The 22,555-nt window shown below is 72.3% G+C and carries 21 protein-coding genes and 7 tRNA genes; 17 read left to right on the forward strand and 11 right to left on the reverse strand.

Annotation, left to right across the window (positions count from 1 at the left end):
* Positions 1–221: 221 nt before the first annotated feature.
* Positions 222–392, reverse strand: coding sequence for a hypothetical protein (locus DEJ48_RS41135; RefSeq protein WP_411757502.1), 171 nt, complete (start codon positions 390–392; stop codon positions 222–224).
* Positions 393–395: 3 nt separating this feature from the next.
* Here DEJ48_RS41135 and DEJ48_RS32445 point away from each other — a divergent pair, with 3 nt between their 5' ends.
* Positions 396–1,181 carry a phosphotransferase family protein gene (locus tag DEJ48_RS32445; RefSeq protein WP_411757503.1) on the forward strand — a complete coding sequence of 262 codons (786 nt, stop codon included), beginning with the start codon at positions 396–398 and terminating at the stop codon, positions 1,179–1,181.
* Between the two features lie 69 nt (positions 1,182–1,250).
* Positions 1,251–1,553 (forward strand): zf-TFIIB domain-containing protein, encoded by a 303-nt coding sequence (locus DEJ48_RS32450; RefSeq protein ID WP_150219722.1) that lies wholly within the window; start codon positions 1,251–1,253, stop codon positions 1,551–1,553.
* 52 nt (positions 1,554–1,605) lie between these two features.
* Here DEJ48_RS32450 and DEJ48_RS32455 read toward each other — a convergent pair.
* The 5 genes from DEJ48_RS32455 to DEJ48_RS32475 form a co-directional block, all read right to left on the reverse strand.
* Positions 1,606–1,680 (reverse strand) — tRNA-Val (locus DEJ48_RS32455).
* A gap of 29 nt (positions 1,681–1,709) precedes the next feature.
* Positions 1,710–1,781: transfer RNA gene (locus DEJ48_RS32460), tRNA-Val, on the reverse strand.
* Positions 1,782–1,840: 59 nt separating this feature from the next.
* Positions 1,841–1,912, reverse strand: a tRNA-Val gene (locus DEJ48_RS32465).
* Position 1,913: 1 nt separating this feature from the next.
* Positions 1,914–1,987: transfer RNA gene (locus DEJ48_RS32470), tRNA-Cys, on the reverse strand.
* Between the two features lie 40 nt (positions 1,988–2,027).
* Positions 2,028–2,100, reverse strand: a tRNA-Gly gene (locus tag DEJ48_RS32475).
* A 187-nt stretch (positions 2,101–2,287) separates the two neighbouring features.
* Between DEJ48_RS32475 and DEJ48_RS32480 the strand changes: the two genes are divergently transcribed.
* From DEJ48_RS32480 to DEJ48_RS32490, 3 genes are read left to right on the forward strand one after another with little or no spacing between them, the layout of a single operon-like run.
* A complete protein-coding gene (locus DEJ48_RS32480; protein WP_150221531.1) occupies positions 2,288–3,313 on the forward strand; it encodes a chorismate-binding protein in 1,026 nt (341 codons plus the stop codon).
* Complete coding sequence (locus DEJ48_RS32485) at positions 3,310–4,131, forward strand: aminotransferase class IV (protein WP_150219723.1); 822 nt, start codon at positions 3,310–3,312, stop codon at positions 4,129–4,131. Before DEJ48_RS32480 ends, DEJ48_RS32485 begins: the two co-directional genes overlap by 4 nt.
* 53 nt (positions 4,132–4,184) lie before the next feature.
* Entirely contained in the window at positions 4,185–5,009 is an 825-nt protein-coding gene (locus DEJ48_RS32490; RefSeq protein WP_150219724.1) for a GNAT family N-acetyltransferase, read from the forward strand.
* Between the two features lie 22 nt (positions 5,010–5,031).
* On the opposite strand, the gene DEJ48_RS32495 is transcribed toward DEJ48_RS32490, so the two are convergent.
* Entirely contained in the window at positions 5,032–5,562 is a 531-nt protein-coding gene (locus tag DEJ48_RS32495) for a DsbA family protein (RefSeq protein WP_150165691.1), read from the reverse strand.
* Positions 5,563–5,788: 226 nt separating this feature from the next.
* Between DEJ48_RS32495 and DEJ48_RS32500 the strand changes: the two genes are divergently transcribed.
* Positions 5,789–6,235: a hypothetical protein gene (locus DEJ48_RS32500; protein ID WP_150219725.1), complete on the forward strand. Its 447-nt coding sequence runs from the start codon at positions 5,789–5,791 to the stop codon at positions 6,233–6,235.
* Positions 6,236–6,458: 223 nt separating this feature from the next.
* Complete coding sequence (locus tag DEJ48_RS32505) at positions 6,459–6,707, forward strand: hypothetical protein (protein ID WP_150219726.1); 249 nt, start codon at positions 6,459–6,461, stop codon at positions 6,705–6,707.
* Between the two features lie 202 nt (positions 6,708–6,909).
* Here DEJ48_RS32505 and DEJ48_RS32510 read toward each other — a convergent pair whose 3' ends face one another.
* Positions 6,910–7,479, reverse strand: a complete 570-nt coding sequence (locus DEJ48_RS32510) for a CGNR zinc finger domain-containing protein (protein WP_150219727.1) — start codon at positions 7,477–7,479, stop codon at positions 6,910–6,912.
* A 215-nt stretch (positions 7,480–7,694) separates the two neighbouring features.
* Positions 7,695–8,108 carry an SsgA family sporulation/cell division regulator gene (locus tag DEJ48_RS32515; RefSeq protein WP_003959770.1) on the reverse strand — a complete coding sequence of 138 codons (414 nt, stop codon included), beginning with the start codon at positions 8,106–8,108 and terminating at the stop codon, positions 7,695–7,697.
* Positions 8,109–8,299: 191 nt separating this feature from the next.
* On the opposite strand from DEJ48_RS32515, the gene DEJ48_RS32520 reads away from it, so the two are divergent.
* Positions 8,300–8,734, forward strand: a complete 435-nt coding sequence (locus DEJ48_RS32520; protein WP_150219728.1) for a TIGR02611 family protein — start codon at positions 8,300–8,302, stop codon at positions 8,732–8,734.
* Positions 8,735–8,796: 62 nt separating this feature from the next.
* Positions 8,797–8,868: transfer RNA gene (locus tag DEJ48_RS32525), tRNA-Val, on the forward strand.
* A gap of 103 nt (positions 8,869–8,971) precedes the next feature.
* Here the strand turns inward: DEJ48_RS32525 and DEJ48_RS32530 are convergent.
* Complete coding sequence (locus DEJ48_RS32530) at positions 8,972–11,362, reverse strand: SCO7613 C-terminal domain-containing membrane protein (protein ID WP_150219729.1); 2,391 nt, start codon at positions 11,360–11,362, stop codon at positions 8,972–8,974.
* Between the two features lie 103 nt (positions 11,363–11,465).
* Between DEJ48_RS32530 and DEJ48_RS32535 the strand changes: the two genes are divergently transcribed.
* A complete protein-coding gene (locus DEJ48_RS32535) occupies positions 11,466–11,912 on the forward strand; it encodes an SRPBCC family protein (RefSeq protein WP_150219730.1) in 447 nt (148 codons plus the stop codon).
* A gap of 50 nt (positions 11,913–11,962) precedes the next feature.
* A tRNA-Val gene (locus DEJ48_RS32540) sits at positions 11,963–12,034 on the forward strand.
* A 79-nt stretch (positions 12,035–12,113) separates the two neighbouring features.
* Here the strand turns inward: DEJ48_RS32540 and DEJ48_RS32545 are convergent.
* On the reverse strand, positions 12,114–12,839 hold the full coding sequence (locus tag DEJ48_RS32545) for a 3'-5' exonuclease (protein WP_150219731.1): 726 nt from the start codon (positions 12,837–12,839) through the stop codon (positions 12,114–12,116).
* Between the two features lie 168 nt (positions 12,840–13,007).
* On the opposite strand from DEJ48_RS32545, the gene DEJ48_RS32550 reads away from it, so the two are divergent.
* The 6 genes from DEJ48_RS32550 (at position 13,008) to DEJ48_RS32575 (ending at position 22,545) form a co-directional block, all read left to right on the forward strand.
* Complete coding sequence (locus DEJ48_RS32550) at positions 13,008–13,574, forward strand: DUF4365 domain-containing protein (RefSeq protein WP_150219732.1); 567 nt, start codon at positions 13,008–13,010, stop codon at positions 13,572–13,574.
* Positions 13,574–14,830 (forward strand): hypothetical protein, encoded by a 1,257-nt coding sequence (locus tag DEJ48_RS32555; protein WP_150219733.1) that lies wholly within the window; start codon positions 13,574–13,576, stop codon positions 14,828–14,830. Before DEJ48_RS32550 ends, DEJ48_RS32555 begins: the two co-directional genes overlap by 1 nt.
* A 118-nt stretch (positions 14,831–14,948) precedes the next feature.
* Positions 14,949–16,928: a threonine--tRNA ligase gene (gene thrS, locus DEJ48_RS32560; RefSeq protein ID WP_150219734.1), complete on the forward strand. Its 1,980-nt coding sequence runs from the start codon at positions 14,949–14,951 to the stop codon at positions 16,926–16,928.
* A 60-nt stretch (positions 16,929–16,988) separates the two neighbouring features.
* A complete protein-coding gene (locus tag DEJ48_RS32565; RefSeq protein WP_150219735.1) occupies positions 16,989–17,561 on the forward strand; it encodes an HIT family protein in 573 nt (190 codons plus the stop codon).
* Between the two features lie 102 nt (positions 17,562–17,663).
* Positions 17,664–19,103, forward strand: coding sequence for a helix-turn-helix domain-containing protein (locus DEJ48_RS32570; RefSeq protein ID WP_150219736.1), 1,440 nt, complete (start codon positions 17,664–17,666; stop codon positions 19,101–19,103).
* A 250-nt stretch (positions 19,104–19,353) separates the two neighbouring features.
* The gene (locus tag DEJ48_RS32575) at positions 19,354–22,545 is read left to right on the forward strand and encodes a M20/M25/M40 family metallo-hydrolase (protein ID WP_150219737.1); all 3,192 of its coding nucleotides are present in this window, start codon (positions 19,354–19,356) and stop codon (positions 22,543–22,545) included.
* The last annotated feature ends 10 nt before the right edge of the window (positions 22,546–22,555 follow it).

Here is a 22,555-nt window from a genome sequence, read left to right on the forward strand (position 1 = left end):
CCGCGCCGGGCGCCCCGCGGGCCCCGCCCCCGCAGTTGGCCCGTGCCCTGAACGTCAGGCGCCGCAGGTCGCCTCCGGGCCGGCCCCGCCGCACCTGGCTCGACAGCAGCAGCTCGCCCTGCCCAGTGTCGGGGCCGGCCCGAACTCACGGGCGCGGAGGCGCAAGAGACCTGGCCCCGGGCCCCGCCCGGGTGCGTACGCTTCGGCGTGTTGCTTTCGACCTACGGAGTTCCGTGACCGCCGCCGTCCTCGCCGCTCTTGCCGCATCCGCCCGTGCCCTTGCCCATCGGCTGCCCGGAGAGGCCTGTGTCTGCGGAAGCGGGGACGCCGTGCTCGCGGATCGGACGGATGCCGCCGTCGTCCGGCACGGAGACGTCGTCGCCAAGGCGCATGCCGTGGAGACCGATCCCGCGGACCTCGCCGTGCGGATGGACGTGGCCGCCCGGATGCCCGGTGTGCTGCTCGCTCCCTCCGCGCCCCGCGCGGCCCGTCTGCACGGGCGGCTCGTCACCTTCTGGCCCCACGGCACCCCCGTCGACCGCGACGACCCCGACTCCGCCCCCTGGGAAGCCACCGGCGCTCTCCTCGCCCGGCTCCACGCGGCACCGCTGCCGCGCCTGCTCCCGCCCATGCGCGGACCCGCCAAGGCGGCCCGTGCCGTGGCGCGGCTGCGCGCCGCCGGACCGCATCCCGCCGCGCCCCCGGTGCTGCGCGCCTGGGCGGCCCTGCCGTCCTGGGCCCGCGGCGAGGCACCCGCCCCCGGCCCCCGCGCCCTCTGCCACGGCGACCTCCACCTGGGACAGCTCGTGCGCGGTCCCGGCGGGCGCTGGCTGCTCATCGACGTGGACGACCTCGGGGCGGGCGACCCCGCGTGGGACCTGGCCCGCCCCGCCGCCTGGTTCGCGTGCGGGCTGCTCTCCCCGGGGGAGTGGACCCGCTTCCTGGACGCCTACCGGGGTGCCGGCGGCCCGGCCGTCCCCGGCAACGGCGCCGACCCCTGGCCCGCCCTGGACATCCCCGCCCGCGCCCTGACCGTGCAGACCGCGGCACTCGCGATCACCAAGGCCGTCGCGGCCGACCGCGCCCCGGACGAAGTCGAACAGGCCCTGGTGGACGCCTGTGCGCGGATGAGTGGAGTCGAGGCCCGCCCGCCGGAGTTGGCGCCGGACGCCACGAAGTAGGGTGCAACGCACCGAAGCCGGGCAGTCTCCCGGCGAAGCAGTCACCACCGGCGAGGAGTTGAGCCGTCCATGCAGTGCCCCAAGTGTCACGCACCGATGCACACGTACAACCGCAATGGCGTCCAGATCGAGCAGTGCAACGGCTGCCGCGGGATATTCCTGGACTACGGCGAGCTGGAGTCCCTGACCCGTCTGGAGGCCCAGTGGGGCCAGCAGCCTCCGCCGCCGCCCGCCCCGCCGGCCGCCCCCCAGGGCTACCCTGCCGCCCAGGCCCCCGCCTGGGGCGCCCCGCACGGCGGTCACGGTGGCCACGGCGGTCACTACGGCCACAAGCGGCACAAGAGCTTCGGGCACATGCTCTTCTCCTCCTGACCGGAGGAACGACGAAGCCCCGGCTGTGGGAACGGCCGGGGCTTCGTGTGGATGGTGCGCGATACTGGGATTGAACCAGTGACCTCTTCCGTGTCAGGGAAGCGCTCTCCCGCTGAGCTAATCGCGCAGGTAAACCTGCGTGTGCTGCGTACTGCGTGCGCGATACTGGGATTGAACCAGTGACCTCTTCCGTGTCAGGGAAGCGCTCTCCCGCTGAGCTAATCGCGCGGGGATCCTTGCGGACCGGATCTTCGGTTGTGCTGTGCTGCCAGCCGAGCTGGGCTGCGTGCGCGATACTGGGATTGAACCAGTGACCTCTTCCGTGTCAGGGAAGCGCTCTCCCGCTGAGCTAATCGCGCTTGGAGGTGGAGACGGGATTTGAACCCGTGTAGACGGCTTTGCAGGCCGTTGCCTCGCCTCTCGGCCACTCCACCAGGAGTATGAGGGTTCGGGAAGATCCCCCACTTTCCTGCGAGCGGACGACCAGGTTCGAACTGGCGACCTCAACCTTGGCAAGGTTGCGCTCTACCAACTGAGCTACGTCCGCTTGTCTTTCCCGTTCCGCTTGCGCGTCCCGGCGACGTGTTGAACTCTAGCGGATTCCTGGGCCAGTACAAAAACGCGTTTGCGCAGCGTGCTGCGCTGTCCCTGGTCCGGGGCGCCGTCGGCACACCGGTCATAGACTCGCAGCCGTGCACAACCCCCCTCTGACATCGTCCCCCGCGCTCCCTCCCATGGCGCGCTTCGGCGGCCTCGTGGCCACCGGGCTACGCGATGTGACCAGCGATCCCGCGGCCCTGGACTCCACCGGCTTCTGGGCGGTGTCCGCGGATTTCGAGGGCGGCACGGTCTGCGCCCGCTTCGACGACGTGCGCGAGCAGGCCGTGCCCGCCCCCGTCCCCGGCGGCTGGCACGGTCCCGCCGCCGGGGACTGGACGTCGTCCCTCGACCGGGCCGCGTACACGGAAGGCGTGCGGCGGGTCCGCGCCCACATAGCCGCCGGCGAGGTCTACCAGGCCAACCTCTGCCGCGTCCTGTCCGCGCCCGTCCCCGCCGACGCCGACGTGGACGCCCTGACCGCCCTCCTCGCGCGCGGGAACCCCGCCCCGTACGCGGGAACGATCCGGCTGCCCGAGCACGGCGTGGAGCTCGCCACCGCCTCTCCCGAGCTGTTCCTGCGCCGCGACGGGCGCCGCGTGGAGTCGGGCCCCATTAAGGGCACGGGCCGTACCGAGGCGGACCTCCTGGAGAAGGACTACGCGGAGAACGTCATGATCGTGGACCTCGTCCGCAACGACCTCGGACGCGTCTGCGCCACCGGCTCCGTCACCGTCCCCGAGCTCTGCGTGGTCGAGAAGCACCCCGGGCTCGTCCACCTCGTCTCCACCGTCGCCGGCGAGCTGCCCCCCGGGGCGGGCTGGCCGGAGCTGTTCGACGCGGCGTTCCCGCCGGGCTCCGTCACCGGCGCCCCCAAGTCCAGCGCCCTGCGGATCATCGACGAGCTGGAGACGGCGCCGCGCGGCCCGTACTGCGGCGGCATCGGCTGGGTCGACGCCGACCGGGGGAGGGGAGAGCTCGCCGTAGGGATCCGTACCTTCTGGATCGACCGGGGCGAGGGGGTCCTGCGCTTCGGGACCGGAGCGGGCATCACCTGGGGCTCGGACCCCGAGGGGGAGTGGCGGGAGACCGAGCTGAAGGCCGCGCGACTGCTGGCGGTAGCGTCGGGGACGTACGAAGCGAGCGGAGGAGACCCCACGTGAAGATCTGGCTCAATGGCGGGCTGCAGGACCTCGACGACGCCCGCGTCTCCGTGCTCGACCACGGGCTGACGGTGGGCGACGGCATCTTCGAGACGGTGAAGTCGGCCGAGGGCCGCCCCTTCGCCCTGACCCGCCACCTGGCCAGGCTCGCGCAGTCGGCGCGCGGCCTCGGACTGCCCGAGCCGGACCTCGACGAGGTGCGCGACGCCTGCGCCGCCGTCCTCGACGCCAACCCGCTCCCGCTGGGCCGGCTCAGGATCACCTATACCGGCGGCCTCTCGCCGCTCGGCTCCGACCGCGGCGACCAGGGCACCACGCTCGTCGTCGCCCTCGGCGAGGCCAAGCGACGCCCTGACACCACCGCGGTGATCACCGTGCCCTGGACCCGCAACGAACGCGGCGCCCTGACCGGTCTGAAGACCACCTCGTACGCGGAGAACGTCGTGGCCCTGGCCCGCGCGCACGAACACGGCGCCACGGAAGCCCTCTTCGCCAACACCGTCGGACAGCTCTGCGAGGGCACGGGGTCCAACGTCTTCGTCGTGCTCGACGGCGAGATCCACACCCCGCCGGTCGCCTCCGGCTGCCTCGCGGGCATCACGCGCGCGCTGGCCGTCGAGTGGACGGGCGCACGCGAGAGTGACCTGCCCCTGGACGTCCTGGACCGCGCGGACGAGGTCTTCCTCACGTCGACCCTGCGCGACGTCCAGAGCGTCCACCGCGTCGACGAGCGCGAACTGCCCGCCGCGCCGGGCCCGGTGACCGCCAAGGCGATGCGGATCTTCGACGAGCGGGCCGCCGACGACCTGGATCCCTGATCCCGGGGAAACCCCGGTGACGGTACGGGCCGGGTGCGGGTAGAACCAGAGGGATGACCACGACCCTGCGGCCGACCGGGCCGCTTCAGCAGGGCGCCGACGGCGCCAAGGCGCGTACGTACGACGTCTGCGTCAACAGCCGTCCCGTGGGGTCCATAGGCCTCGCCACCCACGAGGTCTTCGGCCCCCGCGTCTGCCGCCTCCACGACCTGCGGATCGCGGAGCCGGACCGCAGGCGCGGCCGCGGCACGGTCGCGGCGCTGGCCGCCGAGGAGGTGGCGCGCGGCTGGGGATGCGCGCGCATCGAGACGACCGTCCCCGCCGACGCGGCGGCCGCGCTGCGGCTCGTCACGGCGCTCGGTTACGTGGAGCGCAGCCGCCGCCTGACGAAGCCGCTGACGGGCCCGTTGCCCGAGCTGCCCGCGGGTACGGAGGGGCGGCCGATGACGGAGGCCGAGGCGGGGCCGTGGCTGGTGCGCGCCAAGGAGCTCTACGCGAGCACCTGGACGGACCGCGGCCTGCCCGAGGACGAGGCGCGCGCGAAGGCCGAGGCCGACCATGCCCGTGCCCTCCCGCGCGGCCTCGCGACGCCCGACACATGGCTGAGCGTCCTCACGCACCACGGCACCCAGGTGGGCACGCTGTGGCTGTCCGTGGCCGACGGCGACGCGTTCGTCTACGACGTCGCGGTCGACGCCGAGCACCGCGGGCACGGGCACGGGCGGTCCCTCATGCACCTGGCGGAGGCACAGGGCCGCGCGGCGGGCCGCGACCGCATCGGCCTCAACGTCCTCTCCGACAACACTCCGGCCCTGAACCTGTACGCGTCGCTCGGCTACGAACCGGCGTCGTACTACTTCTGCAAACCCCTCATCTAGGAGGCGCGTGGAGGGGCGTCCCTCAGGAGGAGGCGTCCGCCGCGAGGAGGCGGTCGGTGATCTCCTCGACGCGCTCGCGCAGGCCCTCCTGGCTCTTGCCGCCGTCCAGGCGCTCGCCGCCGACGACGTACGTGGGCGTGCCGGTGACGCCGATGGCCTTGCCCTCGGCCTGGTCGGCGTCGACGATCAGGATGTGCCGTCCGTCGATGAGGGCGGTGTCGAACTCCTCCGCGTCCAGACCGAGTTCGCGGGCGGTGTCCACCAGGTGGGCCTCGCCCTTGCGGTCGAGGTCCTCGACCCCGGCGAGCGCGGCCTCCACGTACGGCCACCCCTTGCCCTGCTCGAAGGCCTCCTCGGCGGCCTGGGCGGCGGCGAAGGAGTGCTTGTGCTTCTCGAGGGGGAAGTGCCGCAGGCGCAGCTCGACCCGGTCGCCGTAGCGGGCGCGCAGGGCGCGCACGTCGTCGAGGGCGGTGCGGCAGTCGGGGCACTGCAGCTCGCACCAGACGTCGATGACGACGGGACGGGCGGGGCGGTCGGCAGGGGAGTCGCTCATGGGCACAGTCTCCCAGCCCGGAGATCCGCTCCCCAACCGGGAGAGGGCCTCGCCACCGGGACAGGACCTCGCCGACCGGCACCTGCGGAGGAGCCCCGACCCCTAGATGACCCGGAAATGTCCCTGAGGTCCGCTCCGGACATGGCTCAGCGGTGCCCACCCGGTGCAGGATGGAAGGGACGACAGCGTCTTTTCCCGACGTACGCCTGCATGCCTGGAGGACCGGATGATTGCCGAGACCGTCTGTTCCGCCGTGTCCGCGGCCGGGCTCGGCATCGCCGCGGTCATGGCCTACCGCAAGCGTTTCCTGCCCGCCGCCCGCCTCGCCGCGTACGCACTGGTTCCGATAGGCCTGGTGCTGACGGGAGTCGTGGGCTGGGCGGCGGACACGGCGTTCAGCCTCAAGGCGTGGGTCGGCTTCGGTGTGCTCGGCGCGGCCTGGCTGATGTTCCTGGGCACGCGCGCCGTGGAGCGCCGCAGCAGCGGCACCCGCAAGGAGCGCAAGGCCGCGAAGGCCGCCCAGCGCGAGGCGGTCGCCCCGGCCGCCTCGGCCCCCTCGCTGGGCGGCAGCACCCGGCAGGCCGCGGCCCGGCCCGCGGCCGAGCCGCGGTCGGCCGCGCCCGCCGAGGACTTCAGCGACATCGAGGCCATCCTGAAGAAGCACGGCATCTGACGGCGACCGCCACGGCCCCCGCCTCGCGCCGCGCCGCCTGCGCGACTCCCTCGTTCGTGTACGGACGGGGCGGCCGCGCCGCATGGCTGTAGCGGCCCCGCGAGCGGGGCGGGAACGTGCCCGGCGCTGGACTTATCCCTGTTCACGGGTCCCGGCGAACTCCCGCTTCGACCGGGCGTGTTGGTCGGCAACCGGCTCGCGGCTGCGTCATCATCACGACGAGATGCTTGACACCACCAAAGAGGGCGATGCCGCCCCGTCGGACGACGGCGGAAACACGGCACCGGCCCATGAGCGACGACCTGCGGCCGCGGAGCGGCACGCCACCGACGGCGAAGCGGAGCTGCCCCACGGTGCCGAGGAACGGCAGGGGTGCCTCTTCGCCCTCTCCCAGCCACCCTTGATGATCTTCCTGGCGGTGATCAGCACCTTGATCCTGGTGGCCACGCTCCACGACCTGCTGCTGCTCTAGGGCCTGTGTCGGAAGTCCCGTCGTTCGCCCGGAGGGCGGGCCCGGCGGCGTCCGGTGCGTGCGATCGCAAGGCGGAGGGTCGCCCCGATACTGGTTGTATCGGGGCGATCCGACAACGCGGCTGGGGGTCCCCCCGCGCCCTTCAGGCGTGGGGGAGTGCGTGCCGGGCGTCGCCGGGCAGGCGGGACTTCCGACAGAGGCCCTAGGAGACGCTCTGCTCCGAGGCCTCCTTGCGGCGCGCGCGGTACGCGGCGACGTGCAGGCGGTTGCCGCAGGTGCGGCTGTCGCAGTAGCGGCGCGATCGGTTGCGCGAGAGGTCGACGAACGCGTGCCGGCAGTCCGGTGCCTCGCAGCGCCGCAGCCGCTCCTGCTCGCCCGCGACCACGAAGAACGCGAGGGCCATCCCGCAGTCCGCCGCCAGGTGGTCCGCGACGGACGCGCCGGGTGCGAAGTAGTGGATGTGCCAGTCGTAGCCGTCGTGGTCGGTGAGGCGCGGTGTGGTGCCGGCCCGTGCGATCAGGTCGTTGAGGATCGTGGAGGCGGCCTGCGGTTCGGGGTGCGCGAAGACCTCGCCGAAGCGGGCGCGGATGCGGTGCACATCGGCGAGGTCACCCTCCGAAAGCGCCCCGACGTCGCTCACGGCGTGGCTCTGTACGAAATCGCCGAGCGCCGCCACGTTCGCGAGCCCGTCCGTGCCGTTCGTCTCCGGTGCGGTGTTCACCAGATCGACCACGGCGTCGAGAGAACACCGGGTGTCGTGGGTGATCAGCACGATTTGCTCCCTGGCCTGGGGGTCGGGCCGGTGCCCGCCGATGCTGGCCGATGCTAGCGGTTTCGCCAGGAGACGCACCGGCGCCGTCGCTGCGGAAAGCCCGCGGCGACGGCGCCGGTGTCTGCATCTGTGCGCGTTGTGTCGTTGTGCCGTGACTGCTTGCGCCGTCGCCCCGAGTCGGACGGCGTGGGGTTACTCGACGCGCCGGGCGGCGCTCAGCTCTCGGCCAGGATGTGGGAGAGCTCGGTGTCGAGGTCGAAGTGGCGGTGTTCCGTACCGGGTGGCACGGCTGCGTCCGTTCGCTTCAGGAAGGATTCCAGGGCCCGCGCCGGGGCCTCGAGCAGAGCCTCGCCCTCCGGGGAGCTCAGGGCGATGCAGACGACGCCCTGACCGTGGCTCCGGGACGGCCAGACTCGGACGTCGCCGGTACCGGTGGGCCGGTGCAGGCCCTCGGCGAGGAGGTCGCGGGCGAACACCCACTCGACGGTTTCCTCGGCTCCGGTGTGGAAGGTGGCGTGCACGGCATAGGGATCGGCCGTGTCATACCGCAGTCCTGCGGGAACAGGCAGTGAGGACTCGCTCGACACAACGAGGCGCAGGTGCAGCTCGCAGCTGACCGTGGTGTTCATAAGCGCCAGGGCCTTTCGCTCAGTGTGCGCTCGGGGATTCGCACGTCGGCGAAATCGACATGCCACCTACGGTGCCGTTGTAAACCCCTCTGAGGGATTTGCGTGTCTTTAGACGCCCCGTATGGCGGATTGTCCCATCCGCCCGTGCACCCATTCCGGTGACGGGTTTCCGTCCGGTAGGGTTTGGCCGCATGAATACGGGGAGTAACGATTCGGCGGGGGTCACGGATCCGGCCGCCGGAGCCAAGTCCGACCCGCCGCTCGGCTCGCGGGCTCCGCAGTACGTCCAGTCCCGCCGGGTGCTGCACCTGAGCTGGCAGGTGGGCGTCTTCATCGTCGGTCTCGCGGTCGTCGTCGCGGGCATCATCATGCTGCCGCTGCCGGGCCCCGGCTGGCTGGTGATCTTCGGCGGCATGGCGATCTGGGCGACCGAGTTCGTCTGGGCCCAGCTGGTGCTCCGCTGGACGAAACGCAAGGTCACCGAGGCGGCACAGCGTGCACTCGACCCGAAGGTGCGCCGCCGCAACATCATCCTGACCACGATCGGCCTCGTGATCGTCGCGGTGCTCGTCGCCGTCTACGTGTGGAAGTTCGGCATCACGATGCCGTGGAAGATCAAGGAGTGACTGCCGGGTCCCGGGCGGTCGGGAGCACCCCCTGACATGCGGTAATGTTCTTCCTGCGCCCGGGGCGATTAGCTCAGTGGGAGAGCGCTTCGTTCACACCGAAGAGGTCACTGGTTCGAACCCAGTATCGCCCACCCCGGATTACGGCCCGGAGGCTTTTGAGCCTCCGGGCCGTTCTCGTATTCCCGCGCCCTTTAAGGGAATTGACGGGTCCACATGTTCCGCGCCGACCGGTAATCAGTGCATTCGGTTCAGGACATTCCGGAACCGGCGTGCGTCGCGCAGGCGTTGCTCGTACGTGGCGCCGACCGCGAGCAGCAGCAGACCGGCGAGCGCGGGCGGCAGCCAGCGGGGCAGCGCGTCCACGACCTGCACGATGTAGGGGGCGAGTTCGTGCAGCACGTCCAGGGTGAGGACCGCACCGCCGAGGACCAGCGGGGCGCGCAGCCGGTAGTGCGCGCCCGCCAGCGTCAGGGCGAGGGCCGCCGTGCCGAGCAGCAGCGGACGCTGCCAGTGCACGTCGCTCCAGGCGGCCGCGAGGCTCGGGAGCAGTGTCACCGCGAGGCCCGGGCCGTAGGCCGTCCAGGAGGAGGCCGCCGGGTCGCGGCGGCGCCGCAGCCATCCGATGAGCAGCGCGGGGACGGTCGCCGGCAAGGTGTATGCCTCCGGGGTCGACACCTCCCACGACGCGAGGCGCACCCAGCTCGCCAGGACGAACAGCACCCCGGCCGCGTACCCGACGGCACGACGGTCCGCCCGCAGCGCGGTGCCGGACGCGATGACCCCGCAGACCGCCAGGACCAGCGCCAGCACGGGGGCGTCCCCTGCGGCGAGGACGACCGCGACGGCTCCGGAGGCGGCCGCCATGAGCTCCACGGGCGGCGTCAGGGGATGCGTGCCGAGACGGGCCGCGGCGGCCGCGGCGAGCGCCGGGACCGTCAGCGAGAGCAGCCCGATGTACTCGGGAGGCAGGCCCCACGCGGCGCCCGAGGCGCAGACCAGCGCGGTGGCCGAGGCCACGGAGGCGCAGGCGGCGAGCGCCGCGGTGCCCGGAGCGGGTGCCCCGGCCCGCGCCAGGCGCACACAGGCGGCGAGGTGCAGCGCCGTCAGCACGCCGAGCGTGGTGACCGTGGCCGCCATGGTGGCCAATGACAGGAACGCGACGCTCGCCGACGACACCAGGGCGAGCACCGAAGCGGTCACCGCGGGAACGGCCGACGTCGCACGCGCGGCCACGCCGAGGAGAACGGCGGTCGACAGGAGCTGAGCCGCCACCCCGGCCCCGTACGGAAGACGGAGCGCGGCGGGCAGCGCCACGGCCGCGGACCACAGGAGCACCGGCGCCGCGTACCGCGCCGCCCGCCGTGCCGAGTCGCCCAGCGGCCCGGCCGTCACGGCGAGGGCGGCGGCGACGGCGCCGAGCACCGGCGGAGCCAGGAGCGGGTGCGCGAGCGGCAGTTCGAGCAGCAATGCGTCCCGGGCGTCACCGGGCGCACCCGACCAGACGCGGGTCCCCCAGCCGAACGGCCCGAGCAGGGCGATCGCCGCGACCGGCAGCGCCCACAGCACCGCGAGCCCCTGCACCACGGCCGACGCCGCGAGGAACCCGCGCCGCAGCGTCCACGGCAGCGAGGTGCGGACGACGGCCAACAGCACCATGCCGCACACCAGATACGCCGGCACCGTCCAGGCCCCGGGCAGCGCCGCCCGCAGCACCCCGCCCGAGGCGGCCACCACGAGCAGACCGCAGGCACCGGCCGCACCGCTCACCACCTCGGCGCCCTTCGCCCACCGCGCGGCCGCCAGCGCGATCCCCGCGGCGAACAGCAGCAGCACGCCCGCGCGAGCCGCCCCGCCCGGACCCGAGGCCTGCACGGAGAGCCAGCCGGCGCTCGCCGCACCCCACAGCCCCAGGACGCATGCACCGGCCGTTGCGACGACCCGCACGGAACGAATCCCCGCCCGCAGCGCGAGCGCCGTGTCGAAGGCCGCCGTCCCGAGCAGCGCCGCCGTCATCACATACGCGTCGGCGTGCGCGGCGCCCGCCCACAGGATCAGGGGGAGCTGCGCCGTCACCACCGCTACGGGCACCGGCAGACGCAGCTGCCGGAGCAGCAGCCCGTACCCCGCCCAGACCGCGCCCAGGACGGCCGAGGTGGCGGCCGCGTAACCGAAGGCGCTCACGTCCAGGAGCGCGAGGTAGCGCAGCGCGTACGCGTCGAGGACGGTCAGCGCCAGACCGAGGCCCGCCACCGCCTCCGCCGTCGAGCGCAGCGAGCGCCGCAGCAGGAACGCGGGCGTGCCGAGCGCCGCGAGTGTCACCGCGCCGAGGACCGCGCTGCGGCCGCCGATCCCCAAGTGGCCCCAGCTCACCACCGTGAACGCGATCGCCGCGACCGTCAGGAGCACCCCGCCCAGCGCGAGCAGGACGTTCTGCACGCTCGGCGGCGTGGCGTCGGGGGCGGGCGGCCCGGCCGGACGAGGGGGCGGCCCGGCCGGGCCCGCCGCACGCAGGACACCGAGCAGCCAGGCCCGACGCTGCAGCAACTGCGTCCTGCGCGCCTCCAGTTGGCGCAACTCCCAGTCGAGGACGCGGAGCTCCTCGGCAGGGGGCGGAATGTTCGTCATGCCGGGCAGTGTGGTCCGCGGCACACCGCACGGCATGGGTGCGGATACTCAGGTCGTACTCAGATCCGGTACGGGTTCCTGTCCTTCCGGCAGACTGCCGCGCATGGACTGGTGCCACTACCGCTTCCGCAGCGTCTGGGAACTTCCCGGAAAGCCCGCCCGCGTCTTCGCCGCCCTGGAACAGCCCGAGGACTATCCGCTGTGGTGGCCGCAGGTGCGTGAGGTGACTCCGCTCGACGACCGCAGCGGCATCGTCCGCTTCCGGTCCTTCTTGCCGTACGACCTGGTCGTCACCGCACGGGAGCGGCGCAACGACCCCGCGGCCGGAGTTCTGGAGATCGCGATGAGCGGGGACCTGGACGGCTGGGCGCGCTGGAGGCTCACCCCCAACGCCGCCGGGACACTGGCCCGCTACGACCAGGAGGTCGAGGTGCGCAAGGCGCTGATGCGACGCCTCGCCGTGCCCGGACGTCCGCTGTTCCGGCTCAATCACGCCCTGATGATGCGCGCCGGACAGCGCGGCCTCGCGGCTCGTCTGCGAACGGTCTGAAGGCGGTTTGAAGGAAGGGTGCCCGGACCTGTATTGTTCAGTGCGTTCCCGGGCGATTAGCTCAGTGGGAGAGCGCTTCGTTCACACCGAAGAGGTCACTGGTTCGAACCCAGTATCGCCCACCCGGAGAATGCCGGTCCGTCAGCAGACGGACCGGTTTTTTCATGCCCGCGCGGGGCTCCGGCGTCCGGTGCCCCGCGCTCAGGCCGCCGCCGGGAAGTCGGTACGCAGCGGCCACGCCGGGTCCACCGTCTCCGGAGTGCCGCTCTTGGCGAACCACGCCTGCAGGCCACGCGCCTGAGCCGCGTGCCAGACCGCCTGCAACGTGTGCAGCTCGGCCGGCGAGAGGCGCTCCAGGCGCCCCGCGAACCGCCGTCCCACCGCACGCACCACATCCATGGCCGCCTGCGCGTCCGCCGCCGCGTCGTGCGCCTCCGACAGCTCCACCTCGTAGTGCGCGCACAGATCGGTGAGCGTCCGGCGGCCCTTGCGGTACCGGTCCAGCTGCTTGTCCAGGACCCGCGGGTCGATCACGCACAGCGAGGAACCCTCCGTGTAGCGGCTCAACGACGAGGCGCGGTGCCTGCGCAACTCCCGGTCCAGGATGGTCAGATCGAACGGCGCGTTCATCACCACGATCGGCCGGCCCGCCGCTCCCTGCTCGGCCAGATCGCGTGCTATCTCCTCCATCACCGGCGCGGGCCAGCGGCCCGTGCGCTGCAGATGATCCTCCGTCAGTCCGTGCACCGCGGTGGCGGCCGCGGGCACGGGTACACCCGGATTCACCAGCCAGCGGGTGATGCGCGGCCGGGTTCCCGCGCCCTGCTGGACGACGACGGCGGCCGACACGATCCGGTCGGTCTCGACGTCGACGCCCGTGGTCTCCGTGTCGAATGCGGCCAAGGGGCCCTCGTACCAGCACGTCATGGTGACGCAACTCCTCGTTCAGTCCCGGCAGATGACGTTCGGTCCCCTGCCCACGCTGGTGATACCCGGGCCGTTTGCGCCGTACGCGGCCCGGAGACAACAGAGGTGAGGGGCTTTGGAATTCACCGTCCCGGCGCAGAACGACCCGGCTCGGAAGGCACGTTGACCATGGCGCTCGCGCAGCCCGACCAGGGTGGGCTGCTGCCCGAGCGGATCGCACCGCCGCGCGGCACACTCGCCACCACCGCCTGCATGGAGACGCTTCAGGTGGGCTACCTGCACGCCGTAGCGGCGGCCGCCGGCTGCTCGCTCTCGCAGCCCTTTCCCGACAACGGCATCGACTGGCACGTCAGCCACAGCGCCCCCGGGCACACGGTCGACGACGAGGTCACCATCAAGGTCCAGCTCAAGTGCACGTACCAGATACCGCCGAAGCCCGCCGGGCCCGCCTTCTCCTTCACGCTCGACAACCCGCACCTGGAGAAGCTCGCCCGCACCCCGGTGTCGGTCCACAAGATCCTGGTCGTGATGCTCGTGCCCCGGTCCCGGGACGACTGGCTGCGCGCCGGTCACGACCGGCTCGACCTGCGGCACTGCTGCTACTGGACCAATCTCGCCGGGCACCCCGTGACCGGCCGGCGCAGGACCACCGTGCGCGTCCCGACCTCGCGGATCTTCGACGACCGCGCCCTCTGCGAGATCATGACGCGCGTCGGAACGGGAGGGAAACCCTGATGCACCGCCCCTTCGCCCACGACGAATCCGACCACGACGAGTTCGGCCGCCATGAGCCGGCGCCGCCCGTCCGCCCGCACCCCGCCCCGGCCGCGGGCGGCTGGACCGAGCCCCCCGAGCCCTCCCGCGTCGATCCCCGCGTCCTCGGCGCGCTCCTCGCCCGGCACGGCTGGCAGCGCCGCGGCGGCGCCCCCGGCCGCTACGCGCGCTGGACGCCCCCGGGCCCCGGCGGCGCGGGCACCAGCCTGCTCGTCCCCGAGAGCCGCGCCTTCCCCGACTGCGAGGACCTCGTCGCCGAGGCGCTCGTCGCGCTGTCCCGCAGCGCCTCGCCCGCGGCCCGCGAGGTACTGGTGGGGCTCGCCGTGCCCAGCGACGAGATCCACTGGTCGCGCGACGTGCGGACCGGCCCGGCGGACACCTCGACGTGGCCCGAGGAGGAGCAGCTGCGCTCCGCCGCCCGGCTGATGCTCCTCGCGGGCGCGCTCGCCGCACGCGGCCGCGCCGGCTACTACGGCGCGCGGCACCGCGGACCCGCCGCCGCTTCCCTGGAGAACGTGCTCGTCGGCCCCGCCACGGGCGGACAGCGGCTCACCGCCTTCGTGCCCGTCCTGACCGGGCGACCCCTCGCGGTCCGCCTCCACCAGGCGCTCTGCGCGGCCCGCGAGGCCGTCGACTACCAGCGCGCCACCGGCGGCATGGACGCCTTCGACGGCGCGGTCGAGGCCGGCGTCAGCCACGAGCTGACCGAGGCGATCGTCGCCATGGTGCGCGGCACGGAAGGAGCACGCGTCGCCGTGGAGTGGGCGCCCGGCGCGGGGGTGCCCGAGGGGTGCGCGGCCCGCGCCGAACCCGTCGAGTTCTCGCCCGGCGACCTGCCGGCCCTGCGCGAGGCGGGGGCCCGCTACCTCCGCGACGAACCGTCGGTGCCGGTGCGGGTCACCGGGGCCGTGGTGCGGATGCGGCGGGCGGCGCCCCACGAGGACGGCACCGTGCGGATCCGGGTGATCGCGGGCGCCGACGTCCCGCACGTGCGGATGACCCTGGACGAGGAGTCGTACCGCATCGCGGGCCACGCCCACCTGGTCGGGCTGCCGATCCGGGTGCAGGGGCGCCTGGAGAGCAGGGGCGGGTTCCGCAGGCTGACCGGGGCGAGCGGGGTGGTGCCCGTGCAGGTGGACGAGGCGGAGCGCGACCGGCTCATGAAGTCGCTCCAGGAGAACCTCGACTTCTTCGAGGAGGCGTGCAGCACGGACTGAAGGGGCCGATGGGGGCACGGAGAGATCCGTTTCGCGGGCGGGCCCCGCGGCTCGGTACGATTCCCCTTGCGTACGCGTGACAGAGAGCGGCGCAGCCCCCTTCAGGTAGGAGAGACCGGTGTCAGACGTCCGTGTGATCATCCAACGCGATTCCGAGCGGGAAGAGCGCGTGGTGACGACGGGCACTACGGCCGCCGAGCTCTTTCCCGGGGAGCGCACCATCGTCGCCGTGCGCGTGGCCGGCGAGCTGAAGGACCTCGCGTACGTGCCGGCCGACGGCGAGGAGGTCGAGCCCGTCGAGGTCTCCTCCGAGGACGGCCTGAACATCCTGCGCCACTCGACCGCGCACGTCATGGCGCAGGCCGTGCAGGAGCTCTTCCCCGACGCCAAGCTCGGCATCGGCCCGCCCATCCGGGACGGCTTCTACTACGACTTCGACGTCAAGGAGCCCTTCACCCCCGAGGACCTCAAGCGCATCGAGAAGAAGATGCAGGAGATCCAGAAGCGCGGGCAGAAGTTCTCGCGGCGCGTCACCACCGACGACGACGCGCGCGTCGAGCTCGCCGACGAGCCGTACAAGCTGGAGCTCATCGGCCTCAAGGGCAACGCCGCGCAGGCCGCCGACGGCGCCGACGCCGAGGTGGGCGCGGGCGAGCTGACCATCTACGACAACCTCGACGCGAAGACCGGCGAGCTGTGCTGGAAGGACCTCTGCCGAGGCCCGCACCTGCCCAGCACCCGCGCCATCCCCGCGTTCAAGCTGATGCGCTCCGCCGCCGCCTACTGGCGAGGCAGCGAGAAGAACCCGCAGCTCCAGCGCATCTACGGCACCGCGTGGCCGACGAAGGACGAGCTGAAGGCGCACCTGGAGTTCCTCGCCGAGGCCGAGAAGCGCGACCACCGCAAGCTCGGCTCCGAGCTCGACCTCTTCTCCTTCCCCGAGGAGCTCGGCCCGGGCCTCGCGGTGTTCCACCCCAAGGGCGGCGTGATCCGCAAGGTCATGGAGGACTACTCGCGGCGCCGCCACGAGGTGTCCGGGTACGAGTTCGTGAACACCCCGCACATCTCGAAGGAGAAGCTCTTCGAGATCTCGGGCCACCTGCCGCACTACGCGGAGGGCATGTTCCCGCCCATCGAGTTCGACGAGCAGAACTACCGCCTCAAGGCGATGAACTGCCCGATGCACAACCTGATCTTCAAGTCGCGCGGGCGCTCCTACCGCGAGCTGCCGCTGCGCCTCTTCGAGTTCGGCACCGTGTACCGGTACGAGAAGTCGGGCGTCGTGCACGGCCTGACCCGCTCGCGCGGCTTCACGCAGGACGACTCGCACATCTACTGCACCAAGGAGCAGATGCCGCAGGAGCTCGACACGCTCCTGACCTTCGTGCTCGACCTGCTGCGGGACTACGGCCTGACCGAGTTCGAGCTGGAGCTGTCCACCCGTGACGACTCCGACAAGTTCATCGGCGAGGACGCGGACTGGGCGGAGGCCACCGAGGCACTGCGGCTCGCCGCCGAGAAGCAGAACCTGCCGCTGGTGCCCGACCCGGGCGGCGCCGCGTACTACGGCCCGAAGATCTCGGTGCAGGCCAAGGACGCGATCGGCCGGTCCTGGCAGATGTCGACCATCCAGGTCGACTTCAACCAGCCCAAGCGGTTCAACCTGGAGTACACGGCGGCGGACGGCTCGCGCCAGCAGCCCGTCATGATCCACCGCGCCCTGTTCGGCTCCATCGAGCGGTTCTTCGGTGTGCTCCTGGAGCACTACGCGGGCGCGTTCCCGGCGTGGCTCGCGCCCGTGCAGGCCGTCGGCATCCCGATCGGCGACGCGCACATCCCCTACCTCCGCGAGTTCGCCGAGAAGGCGAAGGAGCAGGGGCTGCGGGTCGAGGTGGACGCGTCGTCCGACCGCATGCAGAAGAAGATCCGCAACCAGCAGAAGGCCAAGGTGCCCTTCATGGTCATCGCGGGCGACGAGGACATGAGCAACGGCTCCGTCTCCTTCCGCTACCGCGACGGCTCGCAGGAGAACGGCATCCCCGTCGACGAGGCCATCGCGAAGATCGCGAAGGCGGTCGAGGACCGCGTCCAGGTCTGACGCCACGGTGACACAGCGCTGAGCTCGGGCCCCGGGGACCTCTCCCCGGGGCCAAGTCATATGCTTCACCTCATGACGAGTGAGCCGGAGCAGCAGATCGGAGTCGGGTCGCAGGACGCGTTCCAGCGCCTGTGGACGCCCCACCGGATGGCGTACATCCAGGGCGAGAACAAGCCCACGGGCCCGGGGGCCGACGACGGCTGTCCCTTCTGCTCGATCCCGGCCAAGTCCGACGAGGACGGGCTCGTCATCGCGCGCGGCGAGCAGGTGTACGCGGTCCTCAACCTGTACCCGTACAACGGCGGCCACCTGATGGTCGTGCCCTACCGGCACGTCGCCGACTACACGGACCTGACGGCCCCCGAGACCGCCGAGCTCGGCGAGCTCACCAAGCAGGCGATGCAGGCGCTGCGCACCGCGTCCGGCGCGCACGGCTTCAACATCGGCATGAACCAGGGAGCCGTGGCGGGCGCGGGTATCGCGGCCCACCTGCACCAGCACATCGTTCCGCGCTGGGGCGGCGACACCAACTTCATGCCGGTCGTCGGGCACACCAAGGTGCTGCCGCAGCTGCTCGCCGACACCCGCAAGATGCTGGCGGACTCCTGGCCGACGCCGCAGAGCGGCAACTGACGCTGTTCCATACCGTCAACCCCCCTGTGTCAAGAGGGGGGTTGGAGGCGGCTGCCCCACCTGCCACCCTGCCCACAGGGAGCGCCCGGTCAGGGAGGGGTCATGTCCGTCGGCACGTCACCAGCCGTCGATGCGGGATGGGGGGAGTTCGGGCGGCTGCTGCGCTTCCACCGCAGGCGGGCCGGGCTCACCCAGCTGCAGCTCGGCAGGCGGGTGGGCTACCACCACAGCTTCATCAGCAGGCTAGAGGGCGGACTGCGGGAACCGCCCTTCGACCTGGTGAACCGGCTCGACGCCGTCCTGGGGGCCGGGGGCGGGCTCGTCGCCCTCATCGCCTCGCCGCCCGCGGCGCCGTGCGCGCCCGGTCTGCTTCCCACGGCGCCGACGCTCTTCTCGCCGATACCCGGTGGTGACGCCCCCGACGTCGATTCCCCCGGTGTCCTCTCCGGCGACACGCCCTCCCTGACCGCCCAGCCCTGGCCGTCGAGGCTGCCCGCCGAGGGCCTTGCCTGCCCGCTGCACGGCAGGGTGGGCTGTGCGACGCCCGACCGGGAAGCGGTGACGGACCTCCTCGCCGGGCTGACGGGACCATACGACCGCGTGGGCGAGACGGCGGGCGCGGAGGCCGAGCTGCTGCACGGACTGACCGCCGTCCTGGCCTGTCTGATCCGTGAGGCGTTCGGCCGCGCCAGCGACGCGTGCGCGAGCACCGTGGAACGGCTGCTGCGCGGGGTGGCGCGGTGGGCCGAGGCGGTCAATGCCGGGGGCCGGCTGCCGTCCGGCCAGTTGCGGCTGGCCGCGCAGTACGCCCAGGTCGCGGGGCGGCTGCGGATGGAGCGCGGGCAGGGCGGCGTGGCCATGGCCTGGTTCGGGCACGGCCTGCGGTGGGCGGACGCCGCGCGGGACGCCGAGGCCCGGGCCACTCTCCTCAGCGACATGTCGACTCTGGTGCGGCTCGACGGTGACCCCGCCTCGATGCTCGGGTACGCGCAGGCCATCGGGGCCGTGGACGGCAAGCGGCGCTGGATGATGACGCTGGCCGACCTGTATCAGGCGCGTGCGTACGCGCTGGGCCATGACGTGGCCGCGTGCCGACGGCATCTGTCGACGGCGCGGCGCAGGTTCGCCCGGCTCGACGACCGGGACCGGCTCGAGGCGCCCTGGCTCTCGGGCGCGGAGGGTGTGCTGCGGGTGGAGTCGGCGGTGGGCGGGGCGCTGCGGGACCTCGCGGTGGTGACGGGGGACCGGGCGGTGGCCCGGCGGGCGGTCGAGGCCACCGCCCGGTCGTACGCGCTGCTGCCGCCGGTGATGCGCTCCACGCGTCTGCTGCTCACCCTGCGTCTCGCGGACAGCTGGGCGTGTGCGGGCGACCCCGTCGCGGCGGTGACCCTCGCGGGGCCCGTCCTGGAGGAGGCGGTGGGCGCGCGGGAGTTGATGGTCGCCGTCGAGCTGCGCGGACTGCACCGGCGGCTCGCCGGGCGCTGGGGCGATCTGCCGGAGGTCAGGGAGTACCGGGAGCGGGCGCGGGCCGTGTCGGAGTGAGGCGGTGCGGTTCGCCGTCCCCGCGCCGCGCCCGACAGCCCTGTCGGCGTGCTTGCCAGTTCTTGACAGGGCGGGCCGGAGGCCGGGAATCCATTGACCGCGGACCGGGCCGGTGTGAGGGTTCCGCCAGCCATGAGGGTGTCATGTCACCGCCAGGTCGCGAGCGGAGCAGCGGGCACGACCGCACAGCCTGACGCACGGGCTCCCCCCTGGCTCGAACGAGCCGCAACACCTCTCACAAGGAGCCGTGATGCTCAGACGATCCGCAGCGGCCGGGATAACCCTGGCCCTGGCACTCGCGGGGGTGACGGTACCCGCGTCCCTCGCGACGGCCGCGCAGACCGCACCCACCGCGGACAGACCGGACCCCCTCGCCAAAGCCGTCGCCGCCGCCGACAAGGCGGTGCGCAGCGGCCTCGACTCGCTGGCCAGAGGGCCCGAGGAGCAGTACGACCGACAGCAGGTCACCCCTTGGCTCAAAGGCCTCTACTCGGTCGCGTACGAACGCACCTACCGCGGGCTGCCGGTGGTGGGCGGCGACGCGGTGGTCCTCGCCGACGGCAAGGGGAAGGTCCGGGCCGTCAGGGCCGCGACCGACGCGACGATCTCGGTCACCACCAAGGCGAAGGTGACGGCCGCGCAGGCGGTCAGAACGAGCCGTGCGAAGCTCGCCACGGTCAAGAAGGTCGACTCCAAGCGCCTGGTGGTCAGGGTCAGGAAGGACGCGCCCGCGCTCGCCTGGGAGACCGAGCTGACCGGGCGTACGAAGGCCGGCGACCCCAGCAAGCTGCACGTCTTCGTCAACGCGCTCACCGGCAAGGTCATCGACACCTACGACGACGTGCGCGCCGGCAGCGGCCACAGCAAGTGGAACGGCCCCGACCCGCTGACCATCGACACCTCGCGCTCGGGCAGCAACTACGTGCTGCGCGACACCACACGCCCGGGGCTCCAGTGCTCGAGCTACCAGGGCGGCGTCTTCACCAAGGCGACCGACGACTGGGGCACCGGCAATCCCACGAGCCGGGAGACCGGCTGCGTCGACGTGATGTTCGCCGCGCAGAAGCAGTGGAACATGCTCAAGGAGTGGGTCGGCCGCAACGGACACAACGGCAACGGCGGCAGCTGGCCGGTCAGTGTGGGCCTCAACGAGCTCAACGCGTACTGGGACGGCTCCTCCGTCACCATCGGCCACAACAGCGCCAACGAGTGGATCGCCGGAGTGGACGTCGTCGCCCACGAGTTCGGCCACGGTCTGGACTCCAACACGCCCGGCGGCGCCAACCACGAGAGCGGCCTCGGCGAGGCGACCGGCGACATCATGGGCGCCCTGACCGAGGCGTACATCAACCAGCCCGCCCCCTACGACACCCCCGACTACACCGTCGGGGAGATGATCAACCTCCAGGGGCGCGGCCCGATCCGCAACATGTACGACCCGAGCCGGGTCAACAACGACCCCAACTGCTACTCCGCCTCGATCCCGAACACCGAGGAGCACAAGGCGGCCGGGCCCATGAACCACTGGTTCTACCTGCTCGCCGAGGGCTCCAACCCCGGTGGTGGCAAGCCCTCGAGCCCCACCTGCAACAACCAGCAGGTGACCGGCGTGGGCATCAAGAACGCCGGCAAGATCTTCTACGGCGCCATGCTGCTCAAGACCAGCGGCATGACGTACAAGCGCTACCGCACCGCCACGCTCACCGCGGCGAAGAACCTCGACGCGAGCTGCGACCTGTTCAACCGCACCAAGGCCGCCTGGGACGCCATCAGCATCCCGGCCCAGAGCGGTGACCCGACCTGCACCGGGCAGCAGAACGACTTCTCCCTCGGGCTCAGCCCCGCCTCGGGCAAGGTCGAACCGGGCGCCTCCACCACCGGCACCGTCAACACCACGACCGTCACCGGCAGCGCCCAGCAGATCACGCTGACCGCGTCGGGTGCCCCGGCGGGCGTGAACGTCACGTTCGACCCGACGACCGTCACATCCGGCTCCAACGCCACCATGAAGATCACCACCGCCGCGTCCACCACGGCGGGCACCTACCCGATCACCGTCACGGGCACCGCGGGCACCAAGACGCACACCGCCCAATACACGCTGACCGTGGGTGGCGGCGGCAACCCGACGCCCCCGCCGGACATCGACGTGGAGAAGGTCAGGGCACACCTCGCCCAGTTCAACACCATCGCCTCGCAGAACGGCGGCAACCGCCGCGCCACCGGCGCCGGTTACCGCGCCTCCCTCGCGTACGTGAAGGGCAAGCTGGAGGCCGCCGGATACAAGGTCACCGAGCAGACCTGCGCCTCCGGATGCTCCGCGGGCGCGGGCAACAACCTGATCGCCGAGTGGCCGCAGGGCGACGCGAACAACGTCTACATGTTCGGCGCGCACCTCGACGGCGTCGCGGCGGGCCCCGGCATCAACGACAACGGCTCCGGATCCGCCGCGATCCTGGAGGCGGCGCTGTCCCTGGCGCAGAACAACCCCGCCATGAAGAACCGCGTCCGCTTCGCCTGGTGGACCGACGAGGAGCAGGGCCTCAACGGCTCGGACTACTACGCCTCGTCGCTGCCCGCCGCGGAGCGCTCCAAGATCAAGGCGTACTACAACTTCGACATGGTGGGCTCGACGAACGCCGGGTACTTCGTGAACAACCTGAACTCCTCGGCGTCGGTCCCGCTGCGGGACTACTGGACCTCCCTCAACCTCGCACCCCAGGAGAACGTCGAGGGGCAGGGACGGTCGGACGACGCCTCCTTCCAGCGCGTCGGCATCCCGACATCCGGGTACGCCACCGGCGCCTCCGCCACAAAGTCCGCGGCCGAGGCCGCGAAGTGGGGCGGCACCGCGGGCCGTTCGTACGACTCGTGCTACCACTCCGCCTGTGACACCACCGCCAACGTGAGCGCCACCGCGCTGGACCGCAGCTCGGACGGCGTCGCGTACGCACTCTGGAAGACCTCCGTCGGCGACGGGCCCGCACCCGCGGACGACTTCTCCCTCTCCGCCGACCCGGCCTCGGGCACGGTCCAGCCCGGCTCCTCCACGAAGGTCACCCTCGCCACGGCGACGACCAGCGGCTCGGCGCAGAAGGTGGGACTCTCGGCCTCGGGGGCCCCGTCCGGAGTGAGCGTTTCCATCAATCCGGAGTCGGTGCTCTCGGGCGAGTCCGCGACGGCCACCGTCGAGGTCGCGGCGGGCACGACCGCCGGCACCTACACCCTCACCTTCACCGGTGAGGGGCAGGTCAGCCACCGTACGGCGTACACCCTGACGGTGTCCGGCGGCGGTGGCGAGACCACCTGGCAGCTGGGTGCCACCTACGCGGCCGGGGACGTGGTCACGTACAACGGCGTCCGCTACCGCTGCATCCAGGGCCACACCGCCTATCCGGGCTGGGAGCCGCCGAACGTCCCCGCCCTCTGGCAGGCCATCTGATCGCTCAGCG

The organism is Streptomyces venezuelae (assembly GCF_008642315.1).
Classification (GTDB): Bacteria; Actinomycetota; Actinomycetes; order Streptomycetales; family Streptomycetaceae; genus Streptomyces; species Streptomyces venezuelae_D.

What these genes read in the sequence shown, in the direction of transcription:
- DEJ48_RS41135 (WP_411757502.1), bottom strand. Translation starts at nt 392, where the DNA reads ATGCGCCTTGGCGACGACGTCTCCGTGCCGGACGACGGCGGCATCCGT.
- DEJ48_RS32450 (WP_150219722.1), top strand. Translation starts at nt 1,251, where the DNA reads ATGCAGTGCCCCAAGTGTCACGCACCGATGCACACGTACAACCGCAAT.
- DEJ48_RS32480 (WP_150221531.1), top strand. Translation starts at nt 2,288, where the DNA reads ATGGCGCGCTTCGGCGGCCTCGTGGCCACCGGGCTACGCGATGTGACC.
- DEJ48_RS32490 (WP_150219724.1), top strand. Translation starts at nt 4,185, where the DNA reads ATGACCACGACCCTGCGGCCGACCGGGCCGCTTCAGCAGGGCGCCGAC.
- DEJ48_RS32495 (WP_150165691.1), bottom strand. Translation starts at nt 5,562, where the DNA reads ATGAGCGACTCCCCTGCCGACCGCCCCGCCCGTCCCGTCGTCATCGAC.
- DEJ48_RS32500 (WP_150219725.1), top strand. Translation starts at nt 5,789, where the DNA reads ATGATTGCCGAGACCGTCTGTTCCGCCGTGTCCGCGGCCGGGCTCGGC.
- DEJ48_RS32505 (WP_150219726.1), top strand. Translation starts at nt 6,459, where the DNA reads ATGCTTGACACCACCAAAGAGGGCGATGCCGCCCCGTCGGACGACGGC.
- DEJ48_RS32515 (WP_003959770.1), bottom strand. Translation starts at nt 8,108, where the DNA reads ATGAACACCACGGTCAGCTGCGAGCTGCACCTGCGCCTCGTTGTGTCG.
- DEJ48_RS32520 (WP_150219728.1), top strand. Translation starts at nt 8,300, where the DNA reads ATGAATACGGGGAGTAACGATTCGGCGGGGGTCACGGATCCGGCCGCC.
- DEJ48_RS32530 (WP_150219729.1), bottom strand. Translation starts at nt 11,362, where the DNA reads ATGACGAACATTCCGCCCCCTGCCGAGGAGCTCCGCGTCCTCGACTGG.
- DEJ48_RS32535 (WP_150219730.1), top strand. Translation starts at nt 11,466, where the DNA reads ATGGACTGGTGCCACTACCGCTTCCGCAGCGTCTGGGAACTTCCCGGA.
- DEJ48_RS32545 (WP_150219731.1), bottom strand. Translation starts at nt 12,839, where the DNA reads ATGACGTGCTGGTACGAGGGCCCCTTGGCCGCATTCGACACGGAGACC.
- DEJ48_RS32550 (WP_150219732.1), top strand. Translation starts at nt 13,008, where the DNA reads ATGGCGCTCGCGCAGCCCGACCAGGGTGGGCTGCTGCCCGAGCGGATC.
- DEJ48_RS32555 (WP_150219733.1), top strand. Translation starts at nt 13,574, where the DNA reads ATGCACCGCCCCTTCGCCCACGACGAATCCGACCACGACGAGTTCGGC.
- DEJ48_RS32565 (WP_150219735.1), top strand. Translation starts at nt 16,989, where the DNA reads ATGCTTCACCTCATGACGAGTGAGCCGGAGCAGCAGATCGGAGTCGGG.
- DEJ48_RS32570 (WP_150219736.1), top strand. Translation starts at nt 17,664, where the DNA reads ATGTCCGTCGGCACGTCACCAGCCGTCGATGCGGGATGGGGGGAGTTC.
- DEJ48_RS32575 (WP_150219737.1), top strand. Translation starts at nt 19,354, where the DNA reads ATGCTCAGACGATCCGCAGCGGCCGGGATAACCCTGGCCCTGGCACTC.